This is a genomic window from Methylovulum psychrotolerans (assembly GCF_002923755.1).
Lineage (GTDB): Bacteria > Pseudomonadota > Gammaproteobacteria > Methylococcales > Methylomonadaceae > Methylovulum > Methylovulum psychrotolerans.
Window position 1 is genome coordinate 117803 of sequence record NZ_PGFZ01000002.1, and the last position, 22358, is coordinate 140160.

Below are 22358 nucleotides of genomic sequence, written 5' to 3' on the forward strand. Positions count from 1 at the left end.
TGTTTACAAGCTAATCATAGTATAGTTGCACCTAAAATGGCGCGGCTTACAGATGTGCCTACCTTACATAACCCCATTCGCATTAGGTGAAAAATGATAAAAAGTATGACGGCTTATGCCAGCCAGGAGGCGGAAATAGGAAGCTTGACCATTAATTGTGAATTGCGTTCGGTCAACCACCGCTATTGTGATGTCACAGTCAAGTTGCCGGAACGTTTACGGAGTGTAGAAGCCGACTTGCGCAGTCTGATTGCCGAAAAAGTTAGCCGTGGTAAGGTCGAATGTACGGTCAGTTATAAGAAAGCCAACGATGGGGCGGGTTTTAGCGTCAATTTGCAGGCGGTATCGACCTTGTTGGCAGCGACCGAGCAAATCGAGCAACTGATGCCGGCGGCGTTGTCGTTCTCGGCTTTGGATATTTTGGCGTTTCCGGGTATCCAACAAGAGCCGGATGTTGACCGCGAGGCATTGAATGCAGGCATTAAGCGCTTGCTTAAACAAACCTTGGCGATCTTTTTGGAAGTCCGCCAGCGCGAAGGCGCGCAGTTGAAGATACTGATTGAAGAGCGTTGTTCAAAAATGCAGGGCTTTGTCGTCTCCGCCAGCGGGCGGATGCCGGAAGTGTTGCGCCTGATCCGTAACCGCCTGAAAGACCGGGTTGTCGAGTTGGTCGCGCAACCGGATTTTGACCGCTTGGAGCAGGAGTTGGTCATTCTGACGCAAAAGCTCGACATCACCGAAGAGCTGGACCGCTTAGACACCCATATCAGCGAAGTTTTGCGGGTGTTGAAGCAGCCCGAACCCGTCGGCAGGCGTTTGGATTTTTTAATGCAGGAACTGAACCGTGAGGCCAATACCTTAGGGTCAAAGTCGGCGGATAAGGAAATGACCCAGATTGCGATTGAGTTGAAGGTGCTGATTGAGCAGATGCGGGAGCAAATCCAAAACATTGAGTGATGTTTCAGGTGGTGTCATGTGGTGTCAAAATACTTTTAAGACTTTGAAAATAAGGTATTGTTCGTGTCAGGTTGTTGCATATAGTGTCATTTAACCGCACAATTGGTGTGTACCCAAGCGTGTACCCAACACCGGATTGAGTGCAGTTTGACTGGTACACAGGGGCGGGTGCTGAACCCGCCAACAAACCCAAACACAAAACCCCAACGGAGCCAAAGCCATGATGACCTTAGAGCTTGATGACGATACTGCCCGATTATTGCATCAACTGATGGAACGCGAACACACGGGCGCGGTGCAATTGATCAGGCAAGCCCTTGCTGACTATTTGGGCGCGAAGCAAACCGAGCCGCCGCCGGAACTGATGGCGGACATCATAAGCACGCTTCCTAAGCTGCCTTCCTTTGCTGGAGACCCTTTGACCATTCAACAGGCCATGCGCGATGAATGGCGTTAACTATTTGCTGGACACTAATATTATCCTTGGTATGTACCAACACAGCGCGGCAGTGATTGCCTTAATGCAAAGCAAGCAAGTAGGTATTAGCCAATGCGCCTACAGTACCGTCACCCGTATGGAGCTATTGGGCTTTGTTGGCATAACAGAGCATGAGGAGCGGACGGTTAAGGCCTTGCTGGACAGGATGACCTACCTAAGCCTAAGCCCCGCCATTGAGGAGCTGACCATCCAGTTCCGGCGGCAACACCGTACAAAACTGCCCGACAGCATTATTGCCGCCACAGCACAAGCCCACAGCCTTGAGCTGTTGACGTTGGACAAGGCTTTGCAGGCGAAGCTGTAAAGCGGATATTAAAAACACGGTGCATTATTACCCGTCTATTCGTTAAAAATTGAGACTTAATCATGACTTATCCTACCACCCTGTTACCCCAGTTAATCGAAGCCGTTGCCAATGCCATTGACGAAAATGCCGAGGCGGTGGCGGCGTTGGATCAGGCGATTGGTGATGGCGACCATGTGATTAATCTCCAGCGCGGGCTGGCGGCTTTGCTGGCGCAGCGCGAGGAATTGGGTTTGTTGACGTGGTCGGCGGCGTGGCAAAAGATGGGTATGACCTTGATGTCGACGGTGGGTGGTGCGTCGGGGTCTTTGTTGGGGACGTTGTTTCTGGAGATGGCGAAAGCGGCGGCAGACCAGGCCTTGGATTTAAAGGGCTTTGCTGTCGTGTTTGCGCAGGGGGTTGAGGCGATGAAGCGGCGCGGCAAATCTGAGGCAGGCGAGAAAACCATGCTGGATGTTTTGGTGCCAGTGGCGGTTTATCTCCAGTCGGATGCCTGTACCGCCGCCGAGGGGTTAACCGGGGTGCAGGCGGTCGCTATAGCGGGGGTAGAGTCTACCCGCGCGATGTTGGCGACCAAGGGGCGGGCGGCGTTTTTGGCGGAACGTTCGGTCGGCCATATCGATGCGGGCGCAAAGTCCTGCCAGTTGATGATTTGCGCCATTAGCGCGGTGTTGTCAGCAGCCCCAACGTAACTGGGCGGTATGGACGGGTGCGTCCCAGAGCCGCAGCATTTCGTCATCGAGCAAAGTTAGGGTGATGGAGCAACCTGCCATGTCTAGGGACGTGGTGTAGTTACCGACTAAGGAACGGACGATGTTGACACCTTGCTGTTGCCAATGTTCGGCGGCTAAGGCGTAGATCAGATACAACTCCATCAGCGGTGTGGCCCCAAAGCCATTGATGTGCAACAACGCTTGGGCGTTGGCTTGGGGTTTTAAGTCGTCGTCAATGTGTGCCGCCAGTTGCGCGGTAATCGCGCTGGCGGTAGTCAGCGGTAAGGTGGCGCGGCCATGTTCGCCATGAATGCCGACGCCCATTTCCATTTCCTGCTCGCCTAACGTAAAGGTCGGGTTGCCTAGGGCGGGTACGGTGCAACTGCTCAGGGCTACGCCCATAGAGGCGGTGTTTTGGTTGACGCGCTCGCCCAAGGCTTTGCACGCCGCCAAGTCGGCGCCTTGCTCGGCGGCGGCCCCGACGATTTTTTCCACGATTAAGGTGCCTGCGACACCGCGCCGCCCAGTGCTTTGGCTTTTGGGTATGGCGACATCATCATTTACCAATACAGTCGCGTTCGGGCTGTCCAGCAGTTCGGCGGCAATTTCAAAATTCATCACGTCACCCGCGTAATTCTTGACGATAAATAATACCCCGCCGCCCGTGTCGACCGCTTGCGCCGCCGCCAGCATTTGGTCGGGGGTAGGGGAGGTAAAGATTTGCCCAGGACAGGCGGCATCGAGCATTCCTAAGCCGACCAAGCCGGTATGCAACGGTTCGTGACCGGAGCCGCCGCCGGAGATCAAGGCGACTTTGCCTACCTGCTTGGGCTGTTTGCGGCGGATAACATAAGGCGGGGCGCTTAATTCGATGATGTCGGCATGTGCCAAGGCAAAGCCGCCGAGGCTTTCGGTAAGCAAGGTGTCGGTTGCGTTTAGAAATTTCTTCATGGCGGTCGCCTTGGCGAGGTTGGGGGTTAAGCGGCTAAGGTTTTTAAGGCCTCGGTGACGGCGCGGATGTCCGCCATGACCCAGGTCGGGCCGTAATCTGAGGCTTCCAAGTCGGCTTGGGTCGATACGCCTGTTAAGACCATCAGGCTGCGGATACCCGTCCGCACTGCGCCTAAAATGTCGGTTTCCAGGCGGTCGCCTATCGCGACGGTTTCGGCTGGGTCGGTGCCGAGTAAGGCCATGGCTTGTTGATAAATGATCGGTTCCGGTTTACCGATGATAGTCGGGCTGACACCGGTCGCCGCTTGCAGGGCGGCCAAAATCGCGCCGTTACCGTGGGTGATGCCGTATTCGGTGGGTAGGGTGGTGTCGGCATTGGTGCCGATGAATTTAGCCCCGGCACGGATGTTAAGGCTGGCGGTGGCGAGTTTATCCCAACTAAGGGTTTGGTCTTTGCCGCAGACGACAATATCCGCGCCTTCGCCTGGGGTTTTGGCGCTGTTAAGCTGGTAGAGTCCGGTCAAGGTAAAGCCGCATTGGCGTAGCGGTTCGCTCGCGCCCGCTTCGCCAAGCACGAAGACGCGGGTAGTGGCAGGGTCTTCATGCTGGCTCAAGTAGAGGGCGGTGGCCATGCCGGAGGTTAAGATTTCATTTTCGGTGACGGTTACGCCCATTTTCGCCAGTTTGTTAACATATTGGGGCGGGGTCAGGCTGGCGTTGTTGGTGGCAAGAATAAAACGGAAGTTTTGGGCGCGTAGCGTTTGGAAAAAATCCGTCAGGCCGGGGATGGCTTGGTCGCCGTGCCACAAAACCCCGTCCATGTCAATGATAAGGGCGCGGATATTGATAAAGGGTTCCATACAGGGTCTCAAATGAAAGGGCTTTTAGTTAGCCGCCTAGTATAAAAGGTTTATTGTCAATTGGCATCTTTAAATAGTGCCGAAAAGAGGCGGTTTTCGCAGTGCGGTGGGGGCTTGGCGTTAGCCGTAGTCCGCTTAACTAGAGTGTTTGCTAGGCGGTCTTAGGCTTACGGGGCTGTTGCTGGGCGGGCGGAAATAAGGAGGTGGAGATATTAATTGTAAAATAATGATTTTGTATGATATTTTTATGGGGTCGCGTAAGCGGGCGGCGGCGTTAATTGGGCATTAAGCATTGGGGCATTGACATATATGCCTATTCTACTTTACAGTTACGTCCGCAAAACAATTATGCAACAAACTATAATTATTAATAACCCTTCGGAGCACATATCATGGCTAGACCATTAATTCAGATGGCATTGGATTCATTAGATTTCGACGCAACCGTTGCGCTTGCTGAGCAAGTTGCACCACACGTTGACATTTTTGAAATCGGAACTCCATGCATCAAACACAACGGCGTTAACCTGGTTAAAGCATTGAGAGCTAAATTCCCAGACAAGCTGATCTTGGTTGACCTTAAAACTATGGACGCTGGCGAATACGAAGCAACGCCATTTTATGCTGCTGGCGCAGACATTTGTACAGTTCTGGGTGTTTCCGGTCTGGCAACTTGCATGGGTGTTATCAAAGCGGCTAACGCCTTCGGCGCAGAAGCCCAAATCGACTTGATCAACGTTGAAGACAAAGTTGCTTGCGCACGCGCAACATTTGAAGCTGGCGCCCACATCATGGGTATCCACACAGGTCTGGACGCACAAGCGGCCGGCCACACACCTTTCTCTGACCTGAACGACATCGCCAGATTAGGCTTGAACGTCAGAATTTCAGTTGCTGGCGGTATCAAAGCGGCAACCGTACAAGACGTTGTCAAATCAGGTGCAAACATCATCGTTGTTGGCGCGGCTATCTATGGCGCTCCATCTCCTGCTGAAGCTGCCCGTGAAATCCGTGAATTGGTTGACGCAACTGAGGTATAAGAATGCACCAGCAACTTGTCATAGAAAAGATTTCAAGCATTCTTGAAGCCACAGACGGCACATACGATGTAAAGTTGACTCAATTGCTCGACAGCGCCAAACGCATTTTTATCGCGGGTGCCGGCCGCTCCAAGCTTGTCGGTAATTTCTTTGCTATGAGATTGGTGCATGGTGGTTACGATGTAAGCGTCGTAGGTGAGATTGTCACACCGAGCATAAAAGCCGGTGATTTGTTGATCATTATCTCCGGTTCTGGGGAAACTGAGCAATTAGTGGCATTTACTAAAAGTGCTAAAAAGATAGGCGCTAACATCGTGTTGATTTCCGCTAAGGATTCATCAACTATCGGTGATATGGCGGATGCAGTGTTTCAAATTGGCCGTGCCGAGCAATACGGAAAAGTGTTTGGTATGCCAATGGGTACTGTGTTTGAACTGTCCACTTTATTATTTTTAGAATCGACTGTATCCCATATCATTCATGAAAAAGGAATTCCTGAAGAGATTATGAGAGAAAGGCACGCTAACTTAGAATAATGCCAAGGGAACGGGTTAGTTATACCCGTTCCCGTTTTATTTGCATAATAACAAAATAATTTTCCTGGCAAGGCCTTGTTATGGCTGTTGTCACTGATAAGTAATTTAAATAGTAAGGAGAACAATATGACTTCGCGCCGAGAATTAGCGAACGCCATACGCGCTTTGAGCATGGATGCTGTACAAAAAGCAAACTCTGGTCACCCAGGGGCACCAATGGGCATGGCGGATATCGCCGAAGTTCTCTGGAATGACTTCATGACCCATAATCCGACCAACCCAAAATGGTCGAATCGTGATCGTTTTGTTCTCTCAAATGGTCATGGCTCAATGCTGATCTACTCCCTGTTGCATCTGACAGGTTATGATCTGCCGATTGACGAGCTGAAAAGATTCCGTCAGTTGCATTCTAAAACCCCCGGACACCCAGAATACGGTTACGCGCCTGGCATAGAAACCACCACTGGGCCATTAGGCCAAGGTATTACTAATGCTGTCGGTATGGCGATTGCCGAAAAAGCTCTGGCCGCGCAATTTAACCGTGACGGGCATACTGTCGTTGATCACAACACCTACGTCTTTTTAGGTGACGGCTGTCTGATGGAAGGCATTTCCCATGAAGCCTGTTCGTTAGCCGGTACTTTAGGTTTGGGCAAACTGGTGGCGTTTTGGGATGACAACGGCATTTCTATCGACGGTCATGTTGATGGATGGTTTACGGATAATACCCCACAACGTTTCGAGGCTTATGGCTGGCATGTGATTGCCGATGTCGACGGCCACGATTCTGATGCTCTCTACAAAGCGATTGAGTTGGCAAAAGCTGTTACCGGCAAACCGACCTTAATTTGCTGCAAAACCACTATCGGTTTTGGTTCGCCCAATAAATCCGGTTCCCATGCTTGCCACGGCGCACCGTTAGGTGATGCCGAAATCAATCTGACTAAGGCGGCATTAGGTTGGGATTACGGTGCTTTTGAAGTGCCTGAACACGTTTATGCCGGCTGGGATGCCAAAGAAAAAGGTGCGCACGCCGAACAGGCGTGGAATGAAAAATTCCAAGCGTATCAAGCGGAATATCCTGAGTTGGCGGCGGAATACCAACGCCGTATGGCAGGTGATTTGCCGACAGATTGGGCTGAAGGCGCGGACGCGTTTGTCAGTGCCGTGAACGCTGAAGCCAAAACCACTGCTACCCGTTTATCCTCTTTAGCGTCTATCGAAGGTTACGCGAAATTATTGCCGGAAATTTTTGGCGGTTCTGCTGACTTAGGTTGCTCTAACATGACGGAGTGGACAGGTTATAAGCCTATGCGGGCCGATAAGCCCAATGCCAACTATGTCAATTACGGTGTCCGTGAGTTCGGGATGTCCGCGATTATGAACGGCGTGGCCTTACACGGCGGTTTGGTGCCTTTCGGTGCGACCTTCCTGATGTTCTCTGAGTATGCGCGTAACGCGGTCAGAATGGCTTCTTTAATGAAAATCCGTTCTATCTTCGTTTACACCCACGACTCTATCGGTTTAGGTGAAGACGGCCCGACCCACCAGCCTGTCGAACAAACGGCGACCCTGCGGTTAATTCCGGGTATGCACGTTTGGCGTACTTGTGACGCAGTCGAAACCGCTGTCGCTTGGCGTGCCGCGATTGAACGTAAAGACGGCCCTTCGGTACTGGTGTTTTCACGCCAAAACTTGCCGCATGTTCCGCGTACTGATGCACAAATTAGTGCCATCACCCGTGGCGGGTATATCTTGGTTGATAGCGAAGGTACACCTGACGCGATTATTATCGCGACCGGTTCAGAAGTTGAGCTGGCTGTGAAGGCGGCGGAACAGTTAAAAGCCTCAGGTAAGAACATCCGTGTCGTTTCCATGCCATCGACCAACATTTTTGATGCCCAAGATGCGGCTTATAAAGAGTCCGTATTGCCTTCTTCTGTAACCCAACGCGTTGCCGTTGAAGCAGGCGTGACCGATGGTTGGTGGAAGTATGTCGGCACCAATGGAAGAATTGTCGGTATTGATCATTTCGGTGAATCAGCACCCGCAGGGCAACTGTTTAAAGAGTTCGGTTTTACTGTTGAAAATGTAGTTCTAAATGTAGAAGCGGTACTTTAAAACTAAAATTAAGCCGTTGCCGCAGCACCGGGCAACAAGCAGCTTGGTGTTGGCAATGGCTTTTAGACTATTTGCATAGCTTACTCATGGAGGGTAAGCCCTAAGTAAGATAAATGGCTATTTATCCTCCTTAGGCCCACCCTCTATTTCTTCCGACTTAAAGGTGAACAACGTGAAAAAAAATAATCTTATAAATGGTTTGTTTGCGACCTTATTGATTGCTAGTCCGCTAGCAGGTGCAGATCAGAAATACCCTGCGGCAGACTTCCAACCACAAGTCGTTTTTCAAGATAACGATTTGATAGCCAAAAGTGGTTCAGCCAGCAAACCTGCGGCAAAAGTTGCAGAGGCTTCTGCCAGCAATGAAGTGGATGCGAAATATCCGGCCGCCAACTTTCAGCCACAAGTTGTCTATAGTGACCCTAACTATAAACCCGGTGCCGTTGCACCTGCTAAGGCCAGTAAATCAGAAAGCGTCAGCGAAAGTGCTGCTGTAGAGACCCCAATTGAAAGCACCAGCGTCGCTGCTGCCGCTAAAGAAGAGTCACAATCCACTTACTTGATCGGCCTGATTGCTTTAGGCTTGGTCGGCGGCTTCCTGTTTAAAGGCCAAACCAAATGCAGCGGTAAAAAAGCGGCGGCTAGCCCTGCTCCTGCTCCCGTCGCTAAAGGCGGTTTGACAGGCGTATCCAGATACTTAAATAAAGTGTCCGGTACTGGCGTTTCCAGATACTTGGAAAAACAAGTTAAAGCCGCGCCTTCTACAGGTGTTGCCAAATATCTTGCCAAACAAGTGACTGTCGCCAAATCAACAGCGGCAGGTGCGGCGACTGGCGTTGAAAAATACATGCGTAACCGGGGATAAGCAATGAACCAAAATTACTTGAGTGGATTTTTTTTCCCCGCTGTGGCTGGCTTATTCTTTTTTATGAAACGGCACGATGATGAAGGGACGCATGTGGAAACTCACATTGCTGCGCCTGTCTATGCTGCCGATGCAAGTGGTCTGACTGGCGTTGCGAGATATTTGGAAAGCCAAAGACGGCTTTTAGAGGCGGATAAAGAAGAAGCGGAGTCACTCGAAGAACAAAGAAATACTCAAGTGATTACGGGCGTGGCTAAATATTTAGAAAAAGCCCAACAAACGCCTGTTAGCGGTGTTACCCGCTACATGCTGAAAAAGTCACTGGCGGAAAAAAACGCCCCAAAGCCAGCCGCTAAACTGCAATTGACCGGTGTTGCCAAATATTTAAGCAACCAAAAAGACGCACCTGTGTTGAGCGGCGTGGCAAAGTATCTGAAAAAACAAGAGAGCCTGCCGCCCGCAACGAAAGTCGCTAAGTATATGGCCAAACAAGCCTTGGCAGCGAAACAGGCAAAACCAGCCGTTATTCATATTGAACTAACGGGCGTGGAAAAGTATCTTAAGCAACAGGAAGATCTGCCGCAATTGAGTAAGGTCGCTAAGTACATGAGAAAGCAGGCGTTGCTGGCTAAATTAGAAAAGCCTGCCGCCGTGGCAAAACCTAAATTGACAGGCGTTGCCAAATACTTACAAAACCAGGACAGTCTGCCTAAAATTAGCCGTGTAACTAAATACATGGCAAGACAAGCATTGGCAAACAAAAATAAAATTGAAATGATTGAAACAGGTGTCGATAAATATATGAGGAATCGTGCCTAGTTTTTAACTTTCAGATGATTGATGTGTGGAATAGACAAACAGCATCTTAGGTGCTGTTTGTTGTTTGTGGCGTTGTGAATTCTAGCCCGCCCCCCAGTAGCTGGCATAACGCTTTAAAATACAGACGCTTTCCCATCCGGCTATTTAAAAAATTTTTACTATTATAAGAAGGCACTATTTATGGCAAAAAATTTACTTGAGCAACTTAGAGAGTTCACTGTTATTGTCGCAGATACTGGAGACATTCAAGCGATTGAAACAGTTAAACCTCAAGATGCGACAACTAACCCCTCTTTGATCACTGCGGCGGCACAAATGCCACAATATCAAGGCATTGTTGACGATACCCTGACAGGTGCAAGAGCAACTTTAGGTGCGGATGCCACTTCCGCTCAAGTCGTTTCTTTGGCGTTTGACCGTTTGGCTGTTTCTTTTGGTCTGAAAATCTTGGAAATTATTCCTGGCCGGGTTTCTACCGAAGTTGACGCACGTCTGTCTTTCGACACGGATGCAACTATTGCTAAAGGCCGTGAACTGATCGCCCAATACGAAGCGGCGGGCATTGCGCGTGAGCGTATTTTGATTAAAATAGCGTCAACTTGGGAAGGTATCCAAGCCGCCGCCGTTTTAGAAAAAGAAGGCATCCATTGTAACCTGACCTTGTTGTTCGGTCTGCACCAAGCGGTTGCTTGTGCCGAAAACGGTATCACCTTGATCTCGCCTTTCGTAGGCCGTATCCTTGACTGGTACAAAAAAGACACAGGCCGTGATTCTTACCCTGCGGCGGAAGATCCAGGCGTATTGTCGGTCACTGAAATCTATAACTACTACAAAAAGTTCGGTTACAAAACTGAAGTTATGGGCGCAAGCTTCCGTAACATCGGCGAAATCACCGAATTGGCCGGTTCTGACTTGTTGACTATCGCCCCTTCTTTGTTGGCTGAATTGCAAGCGACTGAAGGCGAACTGCCACGCAAATTAGACCCAGCGCACGCGGCGACCTTGTCTATCGAAAAAATCAATGTCACTAAAGAGCTGTTTGATACCATGCACGCTGCAAACCGTATGGCGACTGACAAGCTGGCAGAAGGCATCAACGGCTTTACCGTTGCCTTAGAAGCTTTAGAAAAACTGTTGGCTGAGCGCTTGGCAACATTAGAAGAAGTGGCTGCCTAAGTATTCACTGCGTAGGTCGTTTATGCGCTATCGGCGATAAGCGGCCTAGATTTTTTCGGGCTTATTTATCAAAATTTAGGACTCTTACTTCAATGTCACAAAAAATTTCAGATGTCGTCAAGCCAGGTGTAGTTACAGGCGACGATGTACAAAAAGTCTTTGCCATCGCCAAAGAAAATAAATTTGCTTTGCCAGCGGTTAACGTTATCGGTACCGGTTCTATCAACGCGGTATTAGAAGCGGCGGCCAAAGTTAAGTCGGCGGTTATTGTCCAGTTCTCTAACGGCGGCGCACAATTCGTCGCAGGTAAGGGGCTGAAATTAGCCGGTCAACAACAAGCTATTTTGGGTGCGATTTCAGGTGCGCAACATGTGCATAATGTCGCGGAAGCTTATGGTGTGCCGGTTATTTTGCACACTGACCATGCCGCTAAAAATCTGTTGCCTTGGATCGATGGTCTGTTAGATGCAGGCGAAAAACATTTTGCCCAAACCGGTAAGCCACTGTTCAGTTCACACATGTTGGACTTGTCGGAAGAAAGCTTGGAAGAAAACATCGAAATTTGCGGCCAATACTTAGCGCGCATGGCCAAAATGGGCATGACCTTGGAAATTGAATTGGGCGTGACTGGCGGTGAAGAAGACGGTGTCGATAACAGCGGCATGGATCATTCCATGTTGTACACCCAACCGGAAGATGTGGCTTATGCTTACGAGCATTTGAGCAAAATCAGTGACCGTTTCACTATCGCGGCTTCTTTCGGTAACGTCCACGGCGTTTATTCGCCAGGCAACGTTAAGCTGACTCCGAGCATTTTGGATAACTCACAAAAATATGTGTCCGAAAAATACGGCGTTCCGGCTAATAGCTTGAATTTCGTGTTCCACGGCGGTTCCGGTTCGTCTCCTGAAGAAATCAGCGAATCTATCAGCTATGGCGTTATCAAAATGAACATTGATACCGATACCCAATGGGCGGCATGGGACGGCATCAGACAGTATTACCTGAAAAATGAAGGTTATTTGCAAGGCCAAATCGGCAACCCAGACGGTGCCGACAAACCGAACAAAAAATTCTATGACCCACGGGTTTGGCAACGCGCCAGCGAAGTGAGCATCGTTACCCGTTTGGAACAAGCGTTCCAAGATTTGAACGCGGTTAACAGCTTGTAAGCTTTTTCGTCCTGCCCTTAAAAAAGCCGATGCGTTTGCATCGGCTTTTTTTTGGCTAAAATTTGTCGGAGGCTTTATATGCCCACCATTTCAATAGGTCTTCATTAAACCGTCTAAGGTCAAGCCGCAACTGGGCGCGAACACCCGCATAAAAAACGCCACTTCTTGTTGGTCGGATTCGGCAATCCTTAACGCCAGATGCTCGGCGGCAATTTCAAATTCTAAATTACCCGCTTTCAGTTCGGCTTGGCATTTAAGGTAAGCGGAAATTTTGTCTGCGGCTTTGATGATTTTTATGTGTTCTTCCGGCAGGTGCTCATGACAAATCAGTGGCCTAAAATCCTCGCGGATTTCGCTAGGCAATAGGTGTAACAATTCCATTTCTGCCTGTTTTTCAATCTCCTTATACGCGTTGCGGATTTCTTCGGAATAATATTTGATGGGGGTGGGTAAATCCCCGGTGATGACTTCGGTGATGTCATGGTACAAGGCCGCCGTGGCAATGGCGTTGGCATCAACTTGGCCATTAAAGTAACGGTTTTTAATCAGCGCTAAGGTGTGGGCAATGACCGACACTTCCCAACTGTGTTCCATGACATTTTCTTCATGGGCGTTGCGTTTCAGTCCCCAACGCTTAATCCATCTTAAGCGGGTCAAATAGGCGTAAAAACTGCTGGTCAGGGTATTTTCTTTCATGGTTTACCGGCGGTGGAAAAAACAGTTTCCCATAATAAAGGGATTGTTCAGCGAATTAAAGCCATATCTGCTATCTTGTCAGTTTAGCGTCCTTTTTTTCTAATTGATTAATATACTATGTTGATTCAGTGGTACCCCGGCCATATGCACAAGGCCAGTAAAGAAATTAAAGCCATTCTCCCTGAGATTGATTTGATTATAGAAGTGCTTGATGCACGCATCCCTTTTAGCAGCCAAAACCCCATGATAGGCAAGTTGCGTGGCGATAAGCCCTGCATTAAGGTGCTGAATAAAAGCGACCTTGCCGACCCGGAACTGACTCTACACTGGCAGGATTATCTGGAGCAAGAGCAGGGCGTAAAAACGCTGGCGGTGACTTCCGGCCAGCCGGAGAAAATCCGCCAGATTACCGCCTTGTGCCATAAGATGGTGACTAAGCGGGCAGGTGAGCAAATCCATGCCTTGATTATGGGTATCCCGAATGTCGGCAAATCGACCTTAATTAATATCTTGGCCGCCCGCACGATCGCCAAAACGGGTAACGAGCCCGCCATTACTAAAATGCTCCAACGCATCGATATAGGCAATGGCATTATCCTGTTAGATAGCCCAGGGATGCTGTGGGCAAATCTGGAGAACAAAAACACCGGCTACCGCTTGGCGACGACCGGGGCTATCAAAGATACCGCCATTCAGCACGATGACATTGCCGCCTTCTTGGCGGAATTTTTGTTGCAGCACTATCCAGAAACTGTCAAAGCCCGTTTTCAATTAACGCAATTGCCCGAACATGAAGCCGGGCTATTGGAGGTGATCGGCAAGCAGCGCGGTTGCTTGCGGGCAGGCGGAAAAATCGACGGCGATAAAGTGGCGAAAATTATTTTGTCGGAATTCCGTACGGGTACTTTAGGGAAAATGACCATGGAAACGCCCGCAATGATGGTGCAAGAGCTGGCCGAGTTAGAGATTATCCGCGCCGAGAAGGCGGCTAAGAAGCTGTTGAGGAAGCAAAAGCGTAAGTAGGTTTTTCTCTTGTCCACGAAAAGCACTAAAGACACAAAAAACAAAATAGTTGCCTTTCTTGGATTTGGCTACCGGGCTCTATATGTTTATGGCCAGCTTCGGATTCTATGCTTTAAACCCATACTCCTCTGTCACGATGTCCGCTTTTTTTGCCGATTTTGTTGGACTTATGACAACCTTAAGCGATTCCCCGTTATGCTAATGGTTTTGGTAGAATGTCCATTAAGTTCCTTACTAATTGATTTTACTGACTATTAATTAAAATATTACAGGTTGGCCTTATTATTGAATGTGTTTTTGCTTTAACGCGCTGAGGCCAATGGTGGGCGGCTTTTCTGCGCCCTTGTGTGGCTGTTTTATGCTGACTTTAAGGGTTGGCATTACGGTCATCGCCTAAACAGCTGCGTCAATGTACGAAGATTTTTCTTAAGGACTGCCTGATGACAAACATTTCGCCCAATGCCGCAAGTATTGGCCAATTCCACCGCTATATCGCCGAACGGAAGTTGCTGTTGCGAAAACATTACGAACAATTGCTGGCTTATGATCTTTCTCGGCAACAATGGGACGGCTGTTTTCAGCGTAATGTCTTAGTGGTTTTGACTCAGGCTTATGACGAGGCGTTGGCTTATTTGCAAATTTTGCCGTTTGATAGCAGTGCCGTGCCTATAAACCGGGGCTTATCGGAATTAAGCAAACAGGTGCTAACGGTTTTCGATGGTTTTGTCGATGAGTTTTTGCTGTTTGTCGTCGATAAGCACCGTACTTCCTGCGCATTGTCCAATTTCCCCAGCGAGCATAAGCCCGACAAGGCCTACGTTAATGCCGTCAGGCATGATATTGCCGGGCTGTGGCAAAACTTTGCTTTAGCCGTGAATGCGTATATTTTGGACTCGGTGCCGCCTTCTATTCTAGGAGAAGATAGCCTATGAAATTGTATATGACACCGGGTTCTTGTTCGACAGGCATCCATATTTTATTGGAAGAATTGGATTTGGTTTTTGAGGCTTATCTGGTCAATCTTATGGCCGGGGACCACACCCAACCAGATTATCTTGCCCTTAACCCTAAGGCAACAATCCCGACGCTGGTGCGCAATGACGGCACTGCCCTGACCGAATTCCAAGCCATTGCCTATTGGTTGGCGCGTAGCTACCCTAAAGCCCAGCTCTTGCCTGGCGATGCGGACGGCGATGCCCGCGCCCTTGAGCTAATGGCTTATGTGGTCGGTACGGTACATGGGCAAGGCTTTGTGCGGCTGTTCACTACCGACAAATTTGCTATCAACACCGCCGATAGTGAGGCGGTTAAAGCCCAAGGTTGGGTCATTGCCGAACAGGCGTTTGCGGTCATTAATGCGGCATTACCGCCGCAAGGCTACGCGCTGGGCGCGTTCAGCATTGCCGATGCAGCTTTGTTTTATGTCGAGTTTTGGGCGGACAAAATAGGTATGGCGTTGCCGGAACATTGTTTGGCGCATTATCGGCTGATGCTGACGCGTCCGGTGGTCAGGCGGGTATTGCAGGAAGAAGGCTATCGGGTTGGTTAAGCATTTTTTAGGTTTAGGGGAATACGATGGCTTTGCTTGAAAACTCAGCGACACTGAACGTGGCGTACGGGCCGATTGATGAGGATCACGCGGCGTTTATCGGTTTGCTTAACGCCTTAGCCAGTGCCGATAATGCCGCTTTTCCGGCGTTGTTCCAGCAGTTATATGAACATACCGAGCAGCATTTTGCCAGGGAAGACCAATGGATGGCGGAGTTTGCCTATTCTGGGATTGCCGACCATAAAGGTGAGCATCAGCGGGTGTTGGGGGAATTTAAACAATTCAAGTCGCGGGTGGATAAAGGCTTGATTGTGTTTGGGCGTTCGTTTGTTAAAGAGCGTTTGCCGCAATGGTTAGCGCTGCATATCACGACGATGGATATGGCCTTAGCAACGCATATTAACAACCGCCCAAGCTAATGGATACGGGGCAGAGGGTGCAGTGTCCCGAATTGGTGTTGACGGAAGGCTTTTACGATGCTGACGATAGTGGGCGGCTGTATCGGTTGTTACGCGACGGACACGCTTGGCCGGATAACCGCTATTGTGTTGCGGGGCGGCAATTTGTCCTGCCCCGGTTACAAACCTGGCATGCCGATGCCGGGATACGTTACAGTTATAGCAATAATTTGTTGCAGACCCGGCCTTGGACGGCGTTGTTGTCGGAGATTAAGGCCAAGGTCGAGGCGTATGTAAACTACCCGTTCAATTCGGTTTTGGTCAATTGCTATCGGGATGGCAACGATTATGTCGGCTGGCATGCGGATAATGAGCGGGAGTTAGGCGAACAGCCTGTTATAGCCTCCTTAACGTTAGGCGCGGCGCGGCCTTTGCAATTTCGCCATAAAAAGACCTTGGCACAGGGGCAGATTGTTTTACCTAGCGGCAGCTTGCTGGTGATGCAACCGAATTTCCAACACCATTGGTTACACAGCGTCCCTATGGATGCAAATCTTCGTGAGGGGCGGATTAATTTGACTTTCCGTAGGGTGGTGGTGCCTGATGGCCGTGACAGCCTATCAGGCTAAGGAACGTGCATAAAATTAAGTAGGCGTTCTAAGTAGGTGTTCATATATTTTTTAACGTTTAATGTTGGTAGCTCTGTAACCCCCTCCCAGCCTCCCCCTTGCCAGGGCATAAGTATCTACACAAGTTTAATTATTTTAAAAACAATATGTTATATAGAGATTCTTGCAGATAGCGGCTAGATTTTTAGTTCTTTGACCAGAGAAATCCGGCTTAAAACAGCAATTATCTATATGAAATAACGCAATTATTTACTTAACATAATGATTTTTAATACATAAACTTGTGTAGATACTTATGCTTGCCAGGGGGAGGGGCTTGTTCCCCTGATTTTCGCCTGTATGACGGGGAAAATGCTCCCTCCCCTGCGAAGGGGAGGGCTGGGGTGGGGTTGAATTCACGAATGTTAAAAGACTTTTGCACCACTACTTATTGCACGGGATTCTAGGTCTTTGGGCGAAGCCGAAGAGCCGCTCCCTTCGGCTCCGCTCAGGGAACGGCTCTTCGTCCCTACAACGGATTTTATTTCGTGCGCGTTCCTAAGCGTTAATGAGATTGCGGCAATTTTTCCAGCAATGCCGGTTTGATTTGTTCCAGCCAAGTGATGATCCGGTCTTTGGTCAGTTCCGGTTGGTTATGGTGGTCTAACACCAAACCGACAAAGTGCTGGTCGATAACAGCATGGGAATGGGTGAAATGATAGCCTTCTGTCCCCCAGCGTCCGATCACTTCGGCACCATAAGACACCATATAGTGGTATAAATGGATTAATGAGCTGGCGAAGCGGTCATAGTATTTTTGCTGGTTGCCTAAACCAAATAACGCCACCCGTTTTCCCGACAAATCGGCCTCATCTAGGCGGAATAAAAACTCTTCCCAGTTGCCTTCTTCACTGCCTGTGGTTCTGCCCGGCAATTCACCGACCCCGTAACTGGGCACACCTAAAATCAAGGCTTGGTATTGCAATAAGTCCGCGACTCTTGCCTGATTGACATTGACTGGCGCATCGGCAATACCGTCGCCTAACACCCGGTACATGACTTGGGCCATCGCAGCGGTCAGGCCTTTTTCAGTACCATAAAATATGCCGATTTTATCCATAATAAGCTCCTGTTGGTTGATGATTAGGCGCAAGCAATATTTAAACCATCCGCATTAAGGGCTGAAAAAGGTTGGTTGTCACTGTGTTTGGGCTATTGGGCATCTGGCGGGCGGTAGCGGCATTGGTGCTATTGCCGACAATCCGGTTTTAAAGACGGTGGCTTTATGACAAAGCCGCCATGCCCTGCAAAATTGCTGACAGTGCCTTTCTCCGCTTGGCACGGGTTAAAAACGGCTTAGAGCGGGTTATTAATGACTTATCCGCTCAATACCCAGCCGGATTTTCGATTTCTCAGTGGCTTTTAGGCGATGGCATAATAATTGATGTGGGTATGGGTATTATCTATTGGGAAGTGAAGTGCTATGACCACCTATGCGATCGGCAGTGTAAAAGGCGATTATCAAGCGTTATTGGCGTTGCTGGAGAAAATACAGTTTAATCCTGATAACGATTGCTTATGGTTTACCGGGAATTTGCTCAATGGCGGGCCGCAGTCGCTGGAGGTGCTCCGGTTTGTGAAAGGCTTGGGGAAAAAAGCCGTGACGGTTTTGGGTGATCAGGAATTGCATGTCTTGACCGTTGCGACCGGACTGAGGCAACCGGAAGCGGGTGATACCTTAGATGAAATCCTCGCGGCACCGGATCGGGAGGTGTTGTTGAAATGGCTGCGTGGCCGTCCGTTGATCCATCATGATGCCAAGCTTAATTTTACGCTGGTCCATGCGGGTATCCCGGCTGAATGGACATTTAGCCAAGCCCTGACCTTTGCCTATGAGGCCGAATCGCAACTGGCTTTTGGCAATTACGCGACCTTGTTAGAACATCAAGGGCAAGACCAATCGCGTTGGCATCCTAAGCTGACGGGCTGGAAACGGCTACGCTTTATTATGAACGCCTATACCCTGATGAAGTACAGTAACCGGCAAGGCAAGCTAGATTTTTGTACGCGCGGGTCGGTCGCCACGCAAACCGAAGGGTTAGTGCCTTGGTATCGGCTACCCAACCGGATGACCGCCGAGTTGAACATCATTTTTGCGGATGATGCGGATTTTATGGATGCGGATTTTCCGGGCATTTACCCGTTGCCGACCCAAGCGTGGTTGTCGGCGCTGGCTCTGTCGGCGACACCTGAAAAAATCAGCGTTGCTTGTGGTTAGGGGTTCCTTTGCCGCTCCCCGTTTGTTTGGCTGCTGCGGTTTATGCCTTGCTCTGTCGGCGTTTTTCTTGGATGGCATTGGCATTGGCTAATAAGTGCAGGGTTTCCTGCCAATAACTGTTGCATAAGCCAATAAAATGGTGTTTTTCAGGGTTATCAGGAAGCTGTTCTAAGCGGCTCAGGTTTGCCAGGTCAGGGAGAGTGTTTTGGTAAGCCGATAGCGTTTGTTTGTATTGGTAGCGGTCTTGCTGGGGGATAACGATGGGCGGAAAGCCGCATTGGAGTACGGGCAGGTTGGCGAGCAGTCTTGCCATGCGGCCATTGCCATCGAAAAACGGGTGGATGCTGACTAAGCTAAGATGTAAGTCCGCGTAGGCCGCCGCCGCTTGGGTAGCAGTATGGCTAACCGCGCAATAGGCGGTTAAGGCATCTAGCCATTGGGCCATTAAGCTGTCGATATAGTGTGGTGCGGGGTATTCCCGCCATGCTTGCCGATTATCCGCGCCAATATAGCTGGTATAGTTGGTTTGCGTCTTCCAATTGCCGATAGGCTGGTCAATGTCCCTGACCCGTTCGGTCATTACCGTTTCGTGCAGGTGAAACAGGTCTTGACGGTTAAACGGGGCGGGCGGACGGCTTAACAGGCCGTAAATGAGGACTATGGCTTTGGCATGGCCATAGATTTCGTTATGGTCTTTAAGAGGCTTGCCTTGAATGGTGAGGCCTTCTTCAAGGATAAAGCCAGTTTCCCCTAAGGTCAGGCTATTGCCTTCAAGCGAAGTGGAGTTATGCGTCCACAAATCGCGGATTTGCGCCAGCAATATGGTTTTGATGTCGTGATCGAGATGATTGTAAAAATAAGCCATTATAAGGGGCCAAGCTCAATAGGGGGAGTTGCTCAACGCCCCTCAAAATAATCCTTACGCAAAAAGAACCGGTATAACAGCGACCCGGCGATAAAGCCGCCCAGATGCGCCCACCAAGCCACATCGACGGTGACGTTATCAAAGATAATCGAGGTGGTGGCGTTGTGCAGTTGCAGCAATATCCACAAGCCTAAGAAAGAAATGGCCGGGACGTGGATGACGATGGGCAAGAAAAATAACGGAATCCAGACAATCACCCGCTCCAGCGGATACAGGAAGAAATAGGCGGCCAATACCCCGGCAATCGCCCCCGACGCGCCGACGACCGGAATGGTCAGGTTAGGGTCAAAAAACCATTGTAACGCGCTCGCAAACAGGCCGCAGATCAGGTAAAACAGCAAAAACCGCCACCGCCCCATACGGTCTTCGACGTTATCGGCAAAAATCCATAAGAACCACATGTTCATCAATAAATGCGTCCAACTGGAATGCAGGAACAAGTTGCTGAGAAACGAAAAGTAGCCGTCAAACGCCATGCCATTATAGCTTGCCCAGCCGTGCGCATAACGCATCGGCACCATCCCGTACTGGTTAATCAAGCGATAGCTGTCCGCCTCCGGCATAAAGTACATGGCGACAAAAATCACGACGCACACGACGATTAGCGTCCACGTCACTAAAGGTTTGTCATAACACGGGGCGGTATCTCTAATCGGTATCATACGGACGGCTCTTCTAAGCTATAGGTGGTCTAAGCTTACCATTTAAACGCCAATAGGCAACCTGACATTTAAACGGGGCTTAGCGGGTAAAGCGTTTATAATGGCACATTAGCGCACCCGCTCAAGTTTCCTCCTATTCCACACCTATACATGCAAGCAAATACCTCAGAAACGCCCTTATCTTTTGCCCAATTGGCCCTTAGCGACGCTTTACAGTCCGCTGTTGCCAAAATGGGCTTTACCCAACCGACTCCCGTACAGCAACATGCCATCCCGCCCGCTTTGACGGGTAAGGACTTGTTGGTCAGCGCCGAAACGGGCAGCGGCAAAACCGCCGCGTTTGTATTGCCGACCTTCCAGCAGTTGCTGGCTAAACCCACGTCGCTGTTCGGTACCCGCGCCCTGATCTTAACGCCCACCCGCGAACTCGCCAGCCAAATCTATCAGCACTGCTTACAGCTTGCCGAATTTACGGATTTAAAGGTCGGTTTGATTACGGGGGGCGAAGATTTTAAGCAACAGCAAGGCGTGTTGCGCAGAAATGCCGATGTCATTATCGCTACCCCTGGGCGCTTATTGGAACAATTGACCAATAAGACGTCTGATTTTAGCCATTTGGAGGTGCTGATTTTAGATGAAGCCGACCGGATGCTGGATATGGGCTTTAGCGACGCGGTGCTGGCGATTGCTAAGCATTGTAACCCTGAGCGGCAAACGCTATTGTTTTCGGCCACCTTGACCCATTATGGGGTCATTAAAATGGCCGATAAAATCCTAAAGCCGCATCAAGTCGTAGCCCTGAATACGCTACACGACGGCCACAGTAACATTGAACAGCAAATCGTTTTGGCCGATGACAACGACCATAAACAACGCCTGTTAGCGTGGTTGTTGTTGAATGACAGTTATGAAAAGGCCTTGGTGTTTACCAATACCCGCAATAAGGCGATTGAATTGGAAAATCCGTTGCGCAATTTAGGCCTGCGTTTGGGGGTGCTGCATGGCGAAATGGAGCATTACGAGCGCAAGCGGGTGATGAACCTGTTCCGCGAAGGGGTGATTGATATTTTGGTCTCCACCGATTTGGCGGCTAGGGGCTTGGATGTGAAAGGCATTAATCTGGTGGTGAACTTCGATGTGCCCAGAAATGGCATAGACTACATCCACCGCATAGGCCGTACTGGCCGCGCCGATGAACAAGGTGTCACCATCGCTTTGGTCAAAAGCACCGAATGGAATTTAATGTCCGGCATCCAACGGTTTTTGAAGCAGGCGTTTATCCGCCGCACTATTAAAGAATTGCAAGGCAGTTATACGGGGCCGAAGAAGGTGAAGTCCTCAGGCAAGGCGGTGGGGGCGAAAAAGAAGAAGGAAGAGGAGAAAAAGAAGCCGGCGGAGAAGGTGAAAATCCGCCAGCGGGATAAGAAGAATATTGGTAAGCGGCGGATACCTAGCGCTAAACCGGAGACGGGGGCGGAGTGATAGCCGAAAAATGCTGATACGTTGTGACGTTATTTTTACCCGTTGATAAGCCAATCGAAGAATACATATGCACCGCCAGCCATTATTAAGCGAAATTGAAATTTTAATGTCTGAACCACAAAAGTAAGTCGCTGATTTTGTGGTTTCCCCATCTGGGCAGCAACAAAAACAAGTTGCCGGAAAACGGACTATCGGTGAATATAGGGATAAAATCGTCGTTTATGATGATTTTGACGAACCATTAGATGATGTTTTTTTCTTTTAATTTGTTGATAAGGTGTAATGATATGCAAGCGCAAGTGACTTTGGAAGAGAAAGAAGTTGTGATCCGGTTTCCTAAAGGGATTATCCCCCAAGAAGCGGTGGCTAATTTTTTAGACTATATTGAATTGACGGCATTAAGTAAAAATAGCCAATTAAACCAAGAGCAAGCCGATGGTTTAGTTAAAGAGATTAATAGTCATGTTTGGCAAATGCTGGCGGATAAGGTTTTATGCGACCGATAATTGTTGACACCAATATTATTTTTTCCGCTTTATTGCATGAAAAGTCACGCTTTTTACAGGTGCTTTTGGAAAGTAGGCATGAATTGTTTATGGCTCAATATGGGTTTTGAGGTCTTTTGATAAAATGGTCGGATGGAAACTTCAATCATAACCATCAAACAACTAGTCAGCGAAGCCCAGTGTTACGCGACCATCCGCCAGTTACGTTGGGCAGACGG

25 protein-coding genes and 1 pseudogene are annotated in these 22358 nt (G+C 49.4%); 20 read left to right on the forward strand and 6 right to left on the reverse strand.

All coding sequences use genetic code 11. The features are described 5' to 3' along the window. The first annotated feature begins 93 nt into the window (after nucleotides 1-93). From AADEFJLK_RS06205 to dhaL, 4 genes are all read left to right on the forward strand, one after another. Nucleotides 94-957 carry a YicC/YloC family endoribonuclease gene (locus AADEFJLK_RS06205; protein WP_088617541.1) on the forward strand — a complete coding sequence of 288 codons (864 nt, stop codon included), beginning with the start codon at nucleotides 94-96 and terminating at the stop codon, nucleotides 955-957. Nucleotides 958-1177: 220 nt separating this feature from the next. Beyond that, nucleotides 1178-1414, forward strand: coding sequence for a ribbon-helix-helix domain-containing protein (locus AADEFJLK_RS06210; protein WP_088617540.1), 237 nt, complete (start codon nucleotides 1178-1180; stop codon nucleotides 1412-1414). After that, the gene (locus tag AADEFJLK_RS06215; RefSeq protein ID WP_088617539.1) at nucleotides 1401-1760 is read left to right on the forward strand and encodes a type II toxin-antitoxin system VapC family toxin; all 360 of its coding nucleotides are present in this window, start codon (nucleotides 1401-1403) and stop codon (nucleotides 1758-1760) included. Before AADEFJLK_RS06210 ends, AADEFJLK_RS06215 begins: the two co-directional genes overlap by 14 nt. A gap of 62 nt (nucleotides 1761-1822) precedes the next feature. After that, nucleotides 1823-2452, forward strand: coding sequence for a dihydroxyacetone kinase subunit DhaL (dhaL, locus tag AADEFJLK_RS06220; RefSeq protein WP_103973688.1), 630 nt, complete (start codon nucleotides 1823-1825; stop codon nucleotides 2450-2452). On the opposite strand, the gene dhaK is transcribed toward dhaL, so the two are convergent. Together dhaK and AADEFJLK_RS06230 are read right to left on the reverse strand one after the other, a co-directional pair. Then, nucleotides 2435-3424, reverse strand: a complete 990-nt coding sequence (dhaK, locus tag AADEFJLK_RS06225) for a dihydroxyacetone kinase subunit DhaK (RefSeq protein ID WP_103973689.1) — start codon at nucleotides 3422-3424, stop codon at nucleotides 2435-2437. The two genes, dhaL and dhaK, sit on opposite strands and share 18 nt — an antisense overlap. A 26-nt stretch (nucleotides 3425-3450) precedes the next feature. Next, nucleotides 3451-4284, reverse strand: a complete 834-nt coding sequence (locus AADEFJLK_RS06230; RefSeq protein ID WP_103973690.1) for an HAD-IIA family hydrolase — start codon at nucleotides 4282-4284, stop codon at nucleotides 3451-3453. Between the two features lie 392 nt (nucleotides 4285-4676). On the opposite strand from AADEFJLK_RS06230, the gene hxlA reads away from it, so the two are divergent. The 7 genes from hxlA (at nucleotide 4677) to fbaA (ending at nucleotide 12013) form a co-directional block, all read left to right on the forward strand. Beyond that, nucleotides 4677-5324, forward strand: a complete 648-nt coding sequence (gene hxlA / locus AADEFJLK_RS06235) for a 3-hexulose-6-phosphate synthase (RefSeq protein ID WP_088617535.1) — start codon at nucleotides 4677-4679, stop codon at nucleotides 5322-5324. A 2-nt stretch (nucleotides 5325-5326) separates the two neighbouring features. Next, the gene (hxlB, locus tag AADEFJLK_RS06240; protein ID WP_088617534.1) at nucleotides 5327-5860 is read left to right on the forward strand and encodes a 6-phospho-3-hexuloisomerase; all 534 of its coding nucleotides are present in this window, start codon (nucleotides 5327-5329) and stop codon (nucleotides 5858-5860) included. 126 nt (nucleotides 5861-5986) lie between these two features. Then, on the forward strand, nucleotides 5987-7981 hold the full coding sequence (tkt, locus tag AADEFJLK_RS06245) for a transketolase (protein ID WP_088617533.1): 1995 nt from the start codon (nucleotides 5987-5989) through the stop codon (nucleotides 7979-7981). A gap of 172 nt (nucleotides 7982-8153) precedes the next feature. After that, on the forward strand, nucleotides 8154-8846 hold the full coding sequence (locus tag AADEFJLK_RS06250) for a hypothetical protein (protein WP_146054520.1): 693 nt from the start codon (nucleotides 8154-8156) through the stop codon (nucleotides 8844-8846). 3 nt (nucleotides 8847-8849) lie between these two features. Then, complete coding sequence (locus tag AADEFJLK_RS06255; protein ID WP_146054521.1) at nucleotides 8850-9665, forward strand: hypothetical protein; 816 nt, start codon at nucleotides 8850-8852, stop codon at nucleotides 9663-9665. Nucleotides 9666-9845: 180 nt separating this feature from the next. After that, on the forward strand, nucleotides 9846-10841 hold the full coding sequence (locus tag AADEFJLK_RS06260; protein ID WP_088617530.1) for a transaldolase: 996 nt from the start codon (nucleotides 9846-9848) through the stop codon (nucleotides 10839-10841). Nucleotides 10842-10933: 92 nt separating this feature from the next. Beyond that, nucleotides 10934-12013, forward strand: a complete 1080-nt coding sequence (gene fbaA, locus AADEFJLK_RS06265; protein ID WP_088617529.1) for a class II fructose-bisphosphate aldolase — start codon at nucleotides 10934-10936, stop codon at nucleotides 12011-12013. A gap of 90 nt (nucleotides 12014-12103) precedes the next feature. On the opposite strand, the gene yfbR is transcribed toward fbaA, so the two are convergent. After that, nucleotides 12104-12709, reverse strand: coding sequence for a 5'-deoxynucleotidase (gene yfbR / locus AADEFJLK_RS06270; RefSeq protein ID WP_088617528.1), 606 nt, complete (start codon nucleotides 12707-12709; stop codon nucleotides 12104-12106). A 117-nt stretch (nucleotides 12710-12826) separates the two neighbouring features. Here yfbR and ylqF point away from each other — a divergent pair, with 117 nt between their 5' ends. The 5 genes from ylqF (at nucleotide 12827) to AADEFJLK_RS06295 (ending at nucleotide 16308) form a co-directional block, all read left to right on the forward strand. Next, nucleotides 12827-13732 carry a ribosome biogenesis GTPase YlqF gene (gene ylqF / locus AADEFJLK_RS06275; RefSeq protein ID WP_088617527.1) on the forward strand — a complete coding sequence of 302 codons (906 nt, stop codon included), beginning with the start codon at nucleotides 12827-12829 and terminating at the stop codon, nucleotides 13730-13732. 440 nt (nucleotides 13733-14172) lie between these two features. Next, nucleotides 14173-14664: an amine oxidase gene (locus AADEFJLK_RS06280; protein ID WP_088617526.1), complete on the forward strand. Its 492-nt coding sequence runs from the start codon at nucleotides 14173-14175 to the stop codon at nucleotides 14662-14664. Beyond that, entirely contained in the window at nucleotides 14661-15281 is a 621-nt protein-coding gene (locus AADEFJLK_RS06285) for a glutathione S-transferase family protein (RefSeq protein ID WP_103973692.1), read from the forward strand. The genes AADEFJLK_RS06280 and AADEFJLK_RS06285 overlap by 4 nt, the downstream gene beginning before the upstream one ends. 26 nt (nucleotides 15282-15307) lie before the next feature. Then, nucleotides 15308-15700, forward strand: a complete 393-nt coding sequence (locus AADEFJLK_RS06290) for a bacteriohemerythrin (RefSeq protein WP_103973693.1) — start codon at nucleotides 15308-15310, stop codon at nucleotides 15698-15700. Continuing rightward, a complete protein-coding gene (locus AADEFJLK_RS06295; RefSeq protein WP_103973694.1) occupies nucleotides 15700-16308 on the forward strand; it encodes an alpha-ketoglutarate-dependent dioxygenase AlkB family protein in 609 nt (202 codons plus the stop codon). Before AADEFJLK_RS06290 ends, AADEFJLK_RS06295 begins: the two co-directional genes overlap by 1 nt. Nucleotides 16309-16852: 544 nt before the next feature. On the opposite strand, the gene AADEFJLK_RS06300 is transcribed toward AADEFJLK_RS06295, so the two are convergent. Beyond that, nucleotides 16853-17407, reverse strand: a complete 555-nt coding sequence (locus AADEFJLK_RS06300) for a flavodoxin (RefSeq protein ID WP_103973881.1) — start codon at nucleotides 17405-17407, stop codon at nucleotides 16853-16855. A gap of 363 nt (nucleotides 17408-17770) precedes the next feature. Between AADEFJLK_RS06300 and AADEFJLK_RS06305 the strand changes: the two genes are divergently transcribed. Then, nucleotides 17771-18565: a symmetrical bis(5'-nucleosyl)-tetraphosphatase gene (locus tag AADEFJLK_RS06305; protein ID WP_103973695.1), complete on the forward strand. Its 795-nt coding sequence runs from the start codon at nucleotides 17771-17773 to the stop codon at nucleotides 18563-18565. Nucleotides 18566-18605: 40 nt separating this feature from the next. Here the strand turns inward: AADEFJLK_RS06305 and AADEFJLK_RS06310 are convergent, their stop codons facing one another. Continuing rightward, nucleotides 18606-19430 carry a Fic family protein gene (locus AADEFJLK_RS06310; RefSeq protein ID WP_103973696.1) on the reverse strand — a complete coding sequence of 275 codons (825 nt, stop codon included), beginning with the start codon at nucleotides 19428-19430 and terminating at the stop codon, nucleotides 18606-18608. A gap of 32 nt (nucleotides 19431-19462) precedes the next feature. Next, nucleotides 19463-20152: a rhomboid family intramembrane serine protease gene (locus AADEFJLK_RS06315; RefSeq protein WP_103973697.1), complete on the reverse strand. Its 690-nt coding sequence runs from the start codon at nucleotides 20150-20152 to the stop codon at nucleotides 19463-19465. A gap of 150 nt (nucleotides 20153-20302) precedes the next feature. On the opposite strand from AADEFJLK_RS06315, the gene AADEFJLK_RS06320 reads away from it, so the two are divergent. The 3 genes and pseudogenes from AADEFJLK_RS06320 to AADEFJLK_RS26040 all read left to right on the forward strand — a co-directional run. After that, complete coding sequence (locus AADEFJLK_RS06320) at nucleotides 20303-21634, forward strand: DEAD/DEAH box helicase (RefSeq protein ID WP_103973698.1); 1332 nt, start codon at nucleotides 20303-20305, stop codon at nucleotides 21632-21634. A gap of 287 nt (nucleotides 21635-21921) precedes the next feature. Further along, nucleotides 21922-22140, forward strand: a complete 219-nt coding sequence (locus AADEFJLK_RS06325) for a hypothetical protein (RefSeq protein WP_146054522.1) — start codon at nucleotides 21922-21924, stop codon at nucleotides 22138-22140. A 132-nt stretch (nucleotides 22141-22272) separates the two neighbouring features. After that, nucleotides 22273-22358: pseudogene (locus AADEFJLK_RS26040) on the forward strand (transposase); the annotation flags it as partial.

Bases quoted from the DNA above. Each gene is read 5' to 3' on its own strand.
- AADEFJLK_RS06215 (WP_088617539.1), top strand. From the start codon at position 1,401: ATGAATGGCGTTAACTATTTGCTGGACACTAATATTATCCTTGGTATG.
- AADEFJLK_RS06295 (WP_103973694.1), top strand. From the start codon at position 15,700: ATGGATACGGGGCAGAGGGTGCAGTGTCCCGAATTGGTGTTGACGGAA.
- fbaA (WP_088617529.1), top strand. From the start codon at position 10,934: ATGTCACAAAAAATTTCAGATGTCGTCAAGCCAGGTGTAGTTACAGGC.
- hxlA (WP_088617535.1), top strand. From the start codon at position 4,677: ATGGCTAGACCATTAATTCAGATGGCATTGGATTCATTAGATTTCGAC.
- AADEFJLK_RS06260 (WP_088617530.1), top strand. From the start codon at position 9,846: ATGGCAAAAAATTTACTTGAGCAACTTAGAGAGTTCACTGTTATTGTC.
- yfbR (WP_088617528.1), bottom strand. From the start codon at position 12,709: ATGAAAGAAAATACCCTGACCAGCAGTTTTTACGCCTATTTGACCCGC.
- AADEFJLK_RS06320 (WP_103973698.1), top strand. From the start codon at position 20,303: ATGCAAGCAAATACCTCAGAAACGCCCTTATCTTTTGCCCAATTGGCC.
- hxlB (WP_088617534.1), top strand. From the start codon at position 5,327: ATGCACCAGCAACTTGTCATAGAAAAGATTTCAAGCATTCTTGAAGCC.
- AADEFJLK_RS06205 (WP_088617541.1), top strand. From the start codon at position 94: ATGATAAAAAGTATGACGGCTTATGCCAGCCAGGAGGCGGAAATAGGA.
- AADEFJLK_RS06300 (WP_103973881.1), bottom strand. From the start codon at position 17,407: ATGGATAAAATCGGCATATTTTATGGTACTGAAAAAGGCCTGACCGCT.
- AADEFJLK_RS06310 (WP_103973696.1), bottom strand. From the start codon at position 19,430: ATGGCTTATTTTTACAATCATCTCGATCACGACATCAAAACCATATTG.
- AADEFJLK_RS06325 (WP_146054522.1), top strand. From the start codon at position 21,922: ATGCAAGCGCAAGTGACTTTGGAAGAGAAAGAAGTTGTGATCCGGTTT.
- AADEFJLK_RS06285 (WP_103973692.1), top strand. From the start codon at position 14,661: ATGAAATTGTATATGACACCGGGTTCTTGTTCGACAGGCATCCATATT.
- AADEFJLK_RS06210 (WP_088617540.1), top strand. From the start codon at position 1,178: ATGATGACCTTAGAGCTTGATGACGATACTGCCCGATTATTGCATCAA.
- AADEFJLK_RS06230 (WP_103973690.1), bottom strand. From the start codon at position 4,284: ATGGAACCCTTTATCAATATCCGCGCCCTTATCATTGACATGGACGGG.
- dhaK (WP_103973689.1), bottom strand. From the start codon at position 3,424: ATGAAGAAATTTCTAAACGCAACCGACACCTTGCTTACCGAAAGCCTC.
- AADEFJLK_RS06255 (WP_146054521.1), top strand. From the start codon at position 8,850: ATGAACCAAAATTACTTGAGTGGATTTTTTTTCCCCGCTGTGGCTGGC.
- AADEFJLK_RS06280 (WP_088617526.1), top strand. From the start codon at position 14,173: ATGACAAACATTTCGCCCAATGCCGCAAGTATTGGCCAATTCCACCGC.
- AADEFJLK_RS06290 (WP_103973693.1), top strand. From the start codon at position 15,308: ATGGCTTTGCTTGAAAACTCAGCGACACTGAACGTGGCGTACGGGCCG.
- tkt (WP_088617533.1), top strand. From the start codon at position 5,987: ATGACTTCGCGCCGAGAATTAGCGAACGCCATACGCGCTTTGAGCATG.
- AADEFJLK_RS06315 (WP_103973697.1), bottom strand. From the start codon at position 20,152: ATGATACCGATTAGAGATACCGCCCCGTGTTATGACAAACCTTTAGTG.
- ylqF (WP_088617527.1), top strand. From the start codon at position 12,827: ATGTTGATTCAGTGGTACCCCGGCCATATGCACAAGGCCAGTAAAGAA.
- dhaL (WP_103973688.1), top strand. From the start codon at position 1,823: ATGACTTATCCTACCACCCTGTTACCCCAGTTAATCGAAGCCGTTGCC.
- AADEFJLK_RS06305 (WP_103973695.1), top strand. From the start codon at position 17,771: ATGACCACCTATGCGATCGGCAGTGTAAAAGGCGATTATCAAGCGTTA.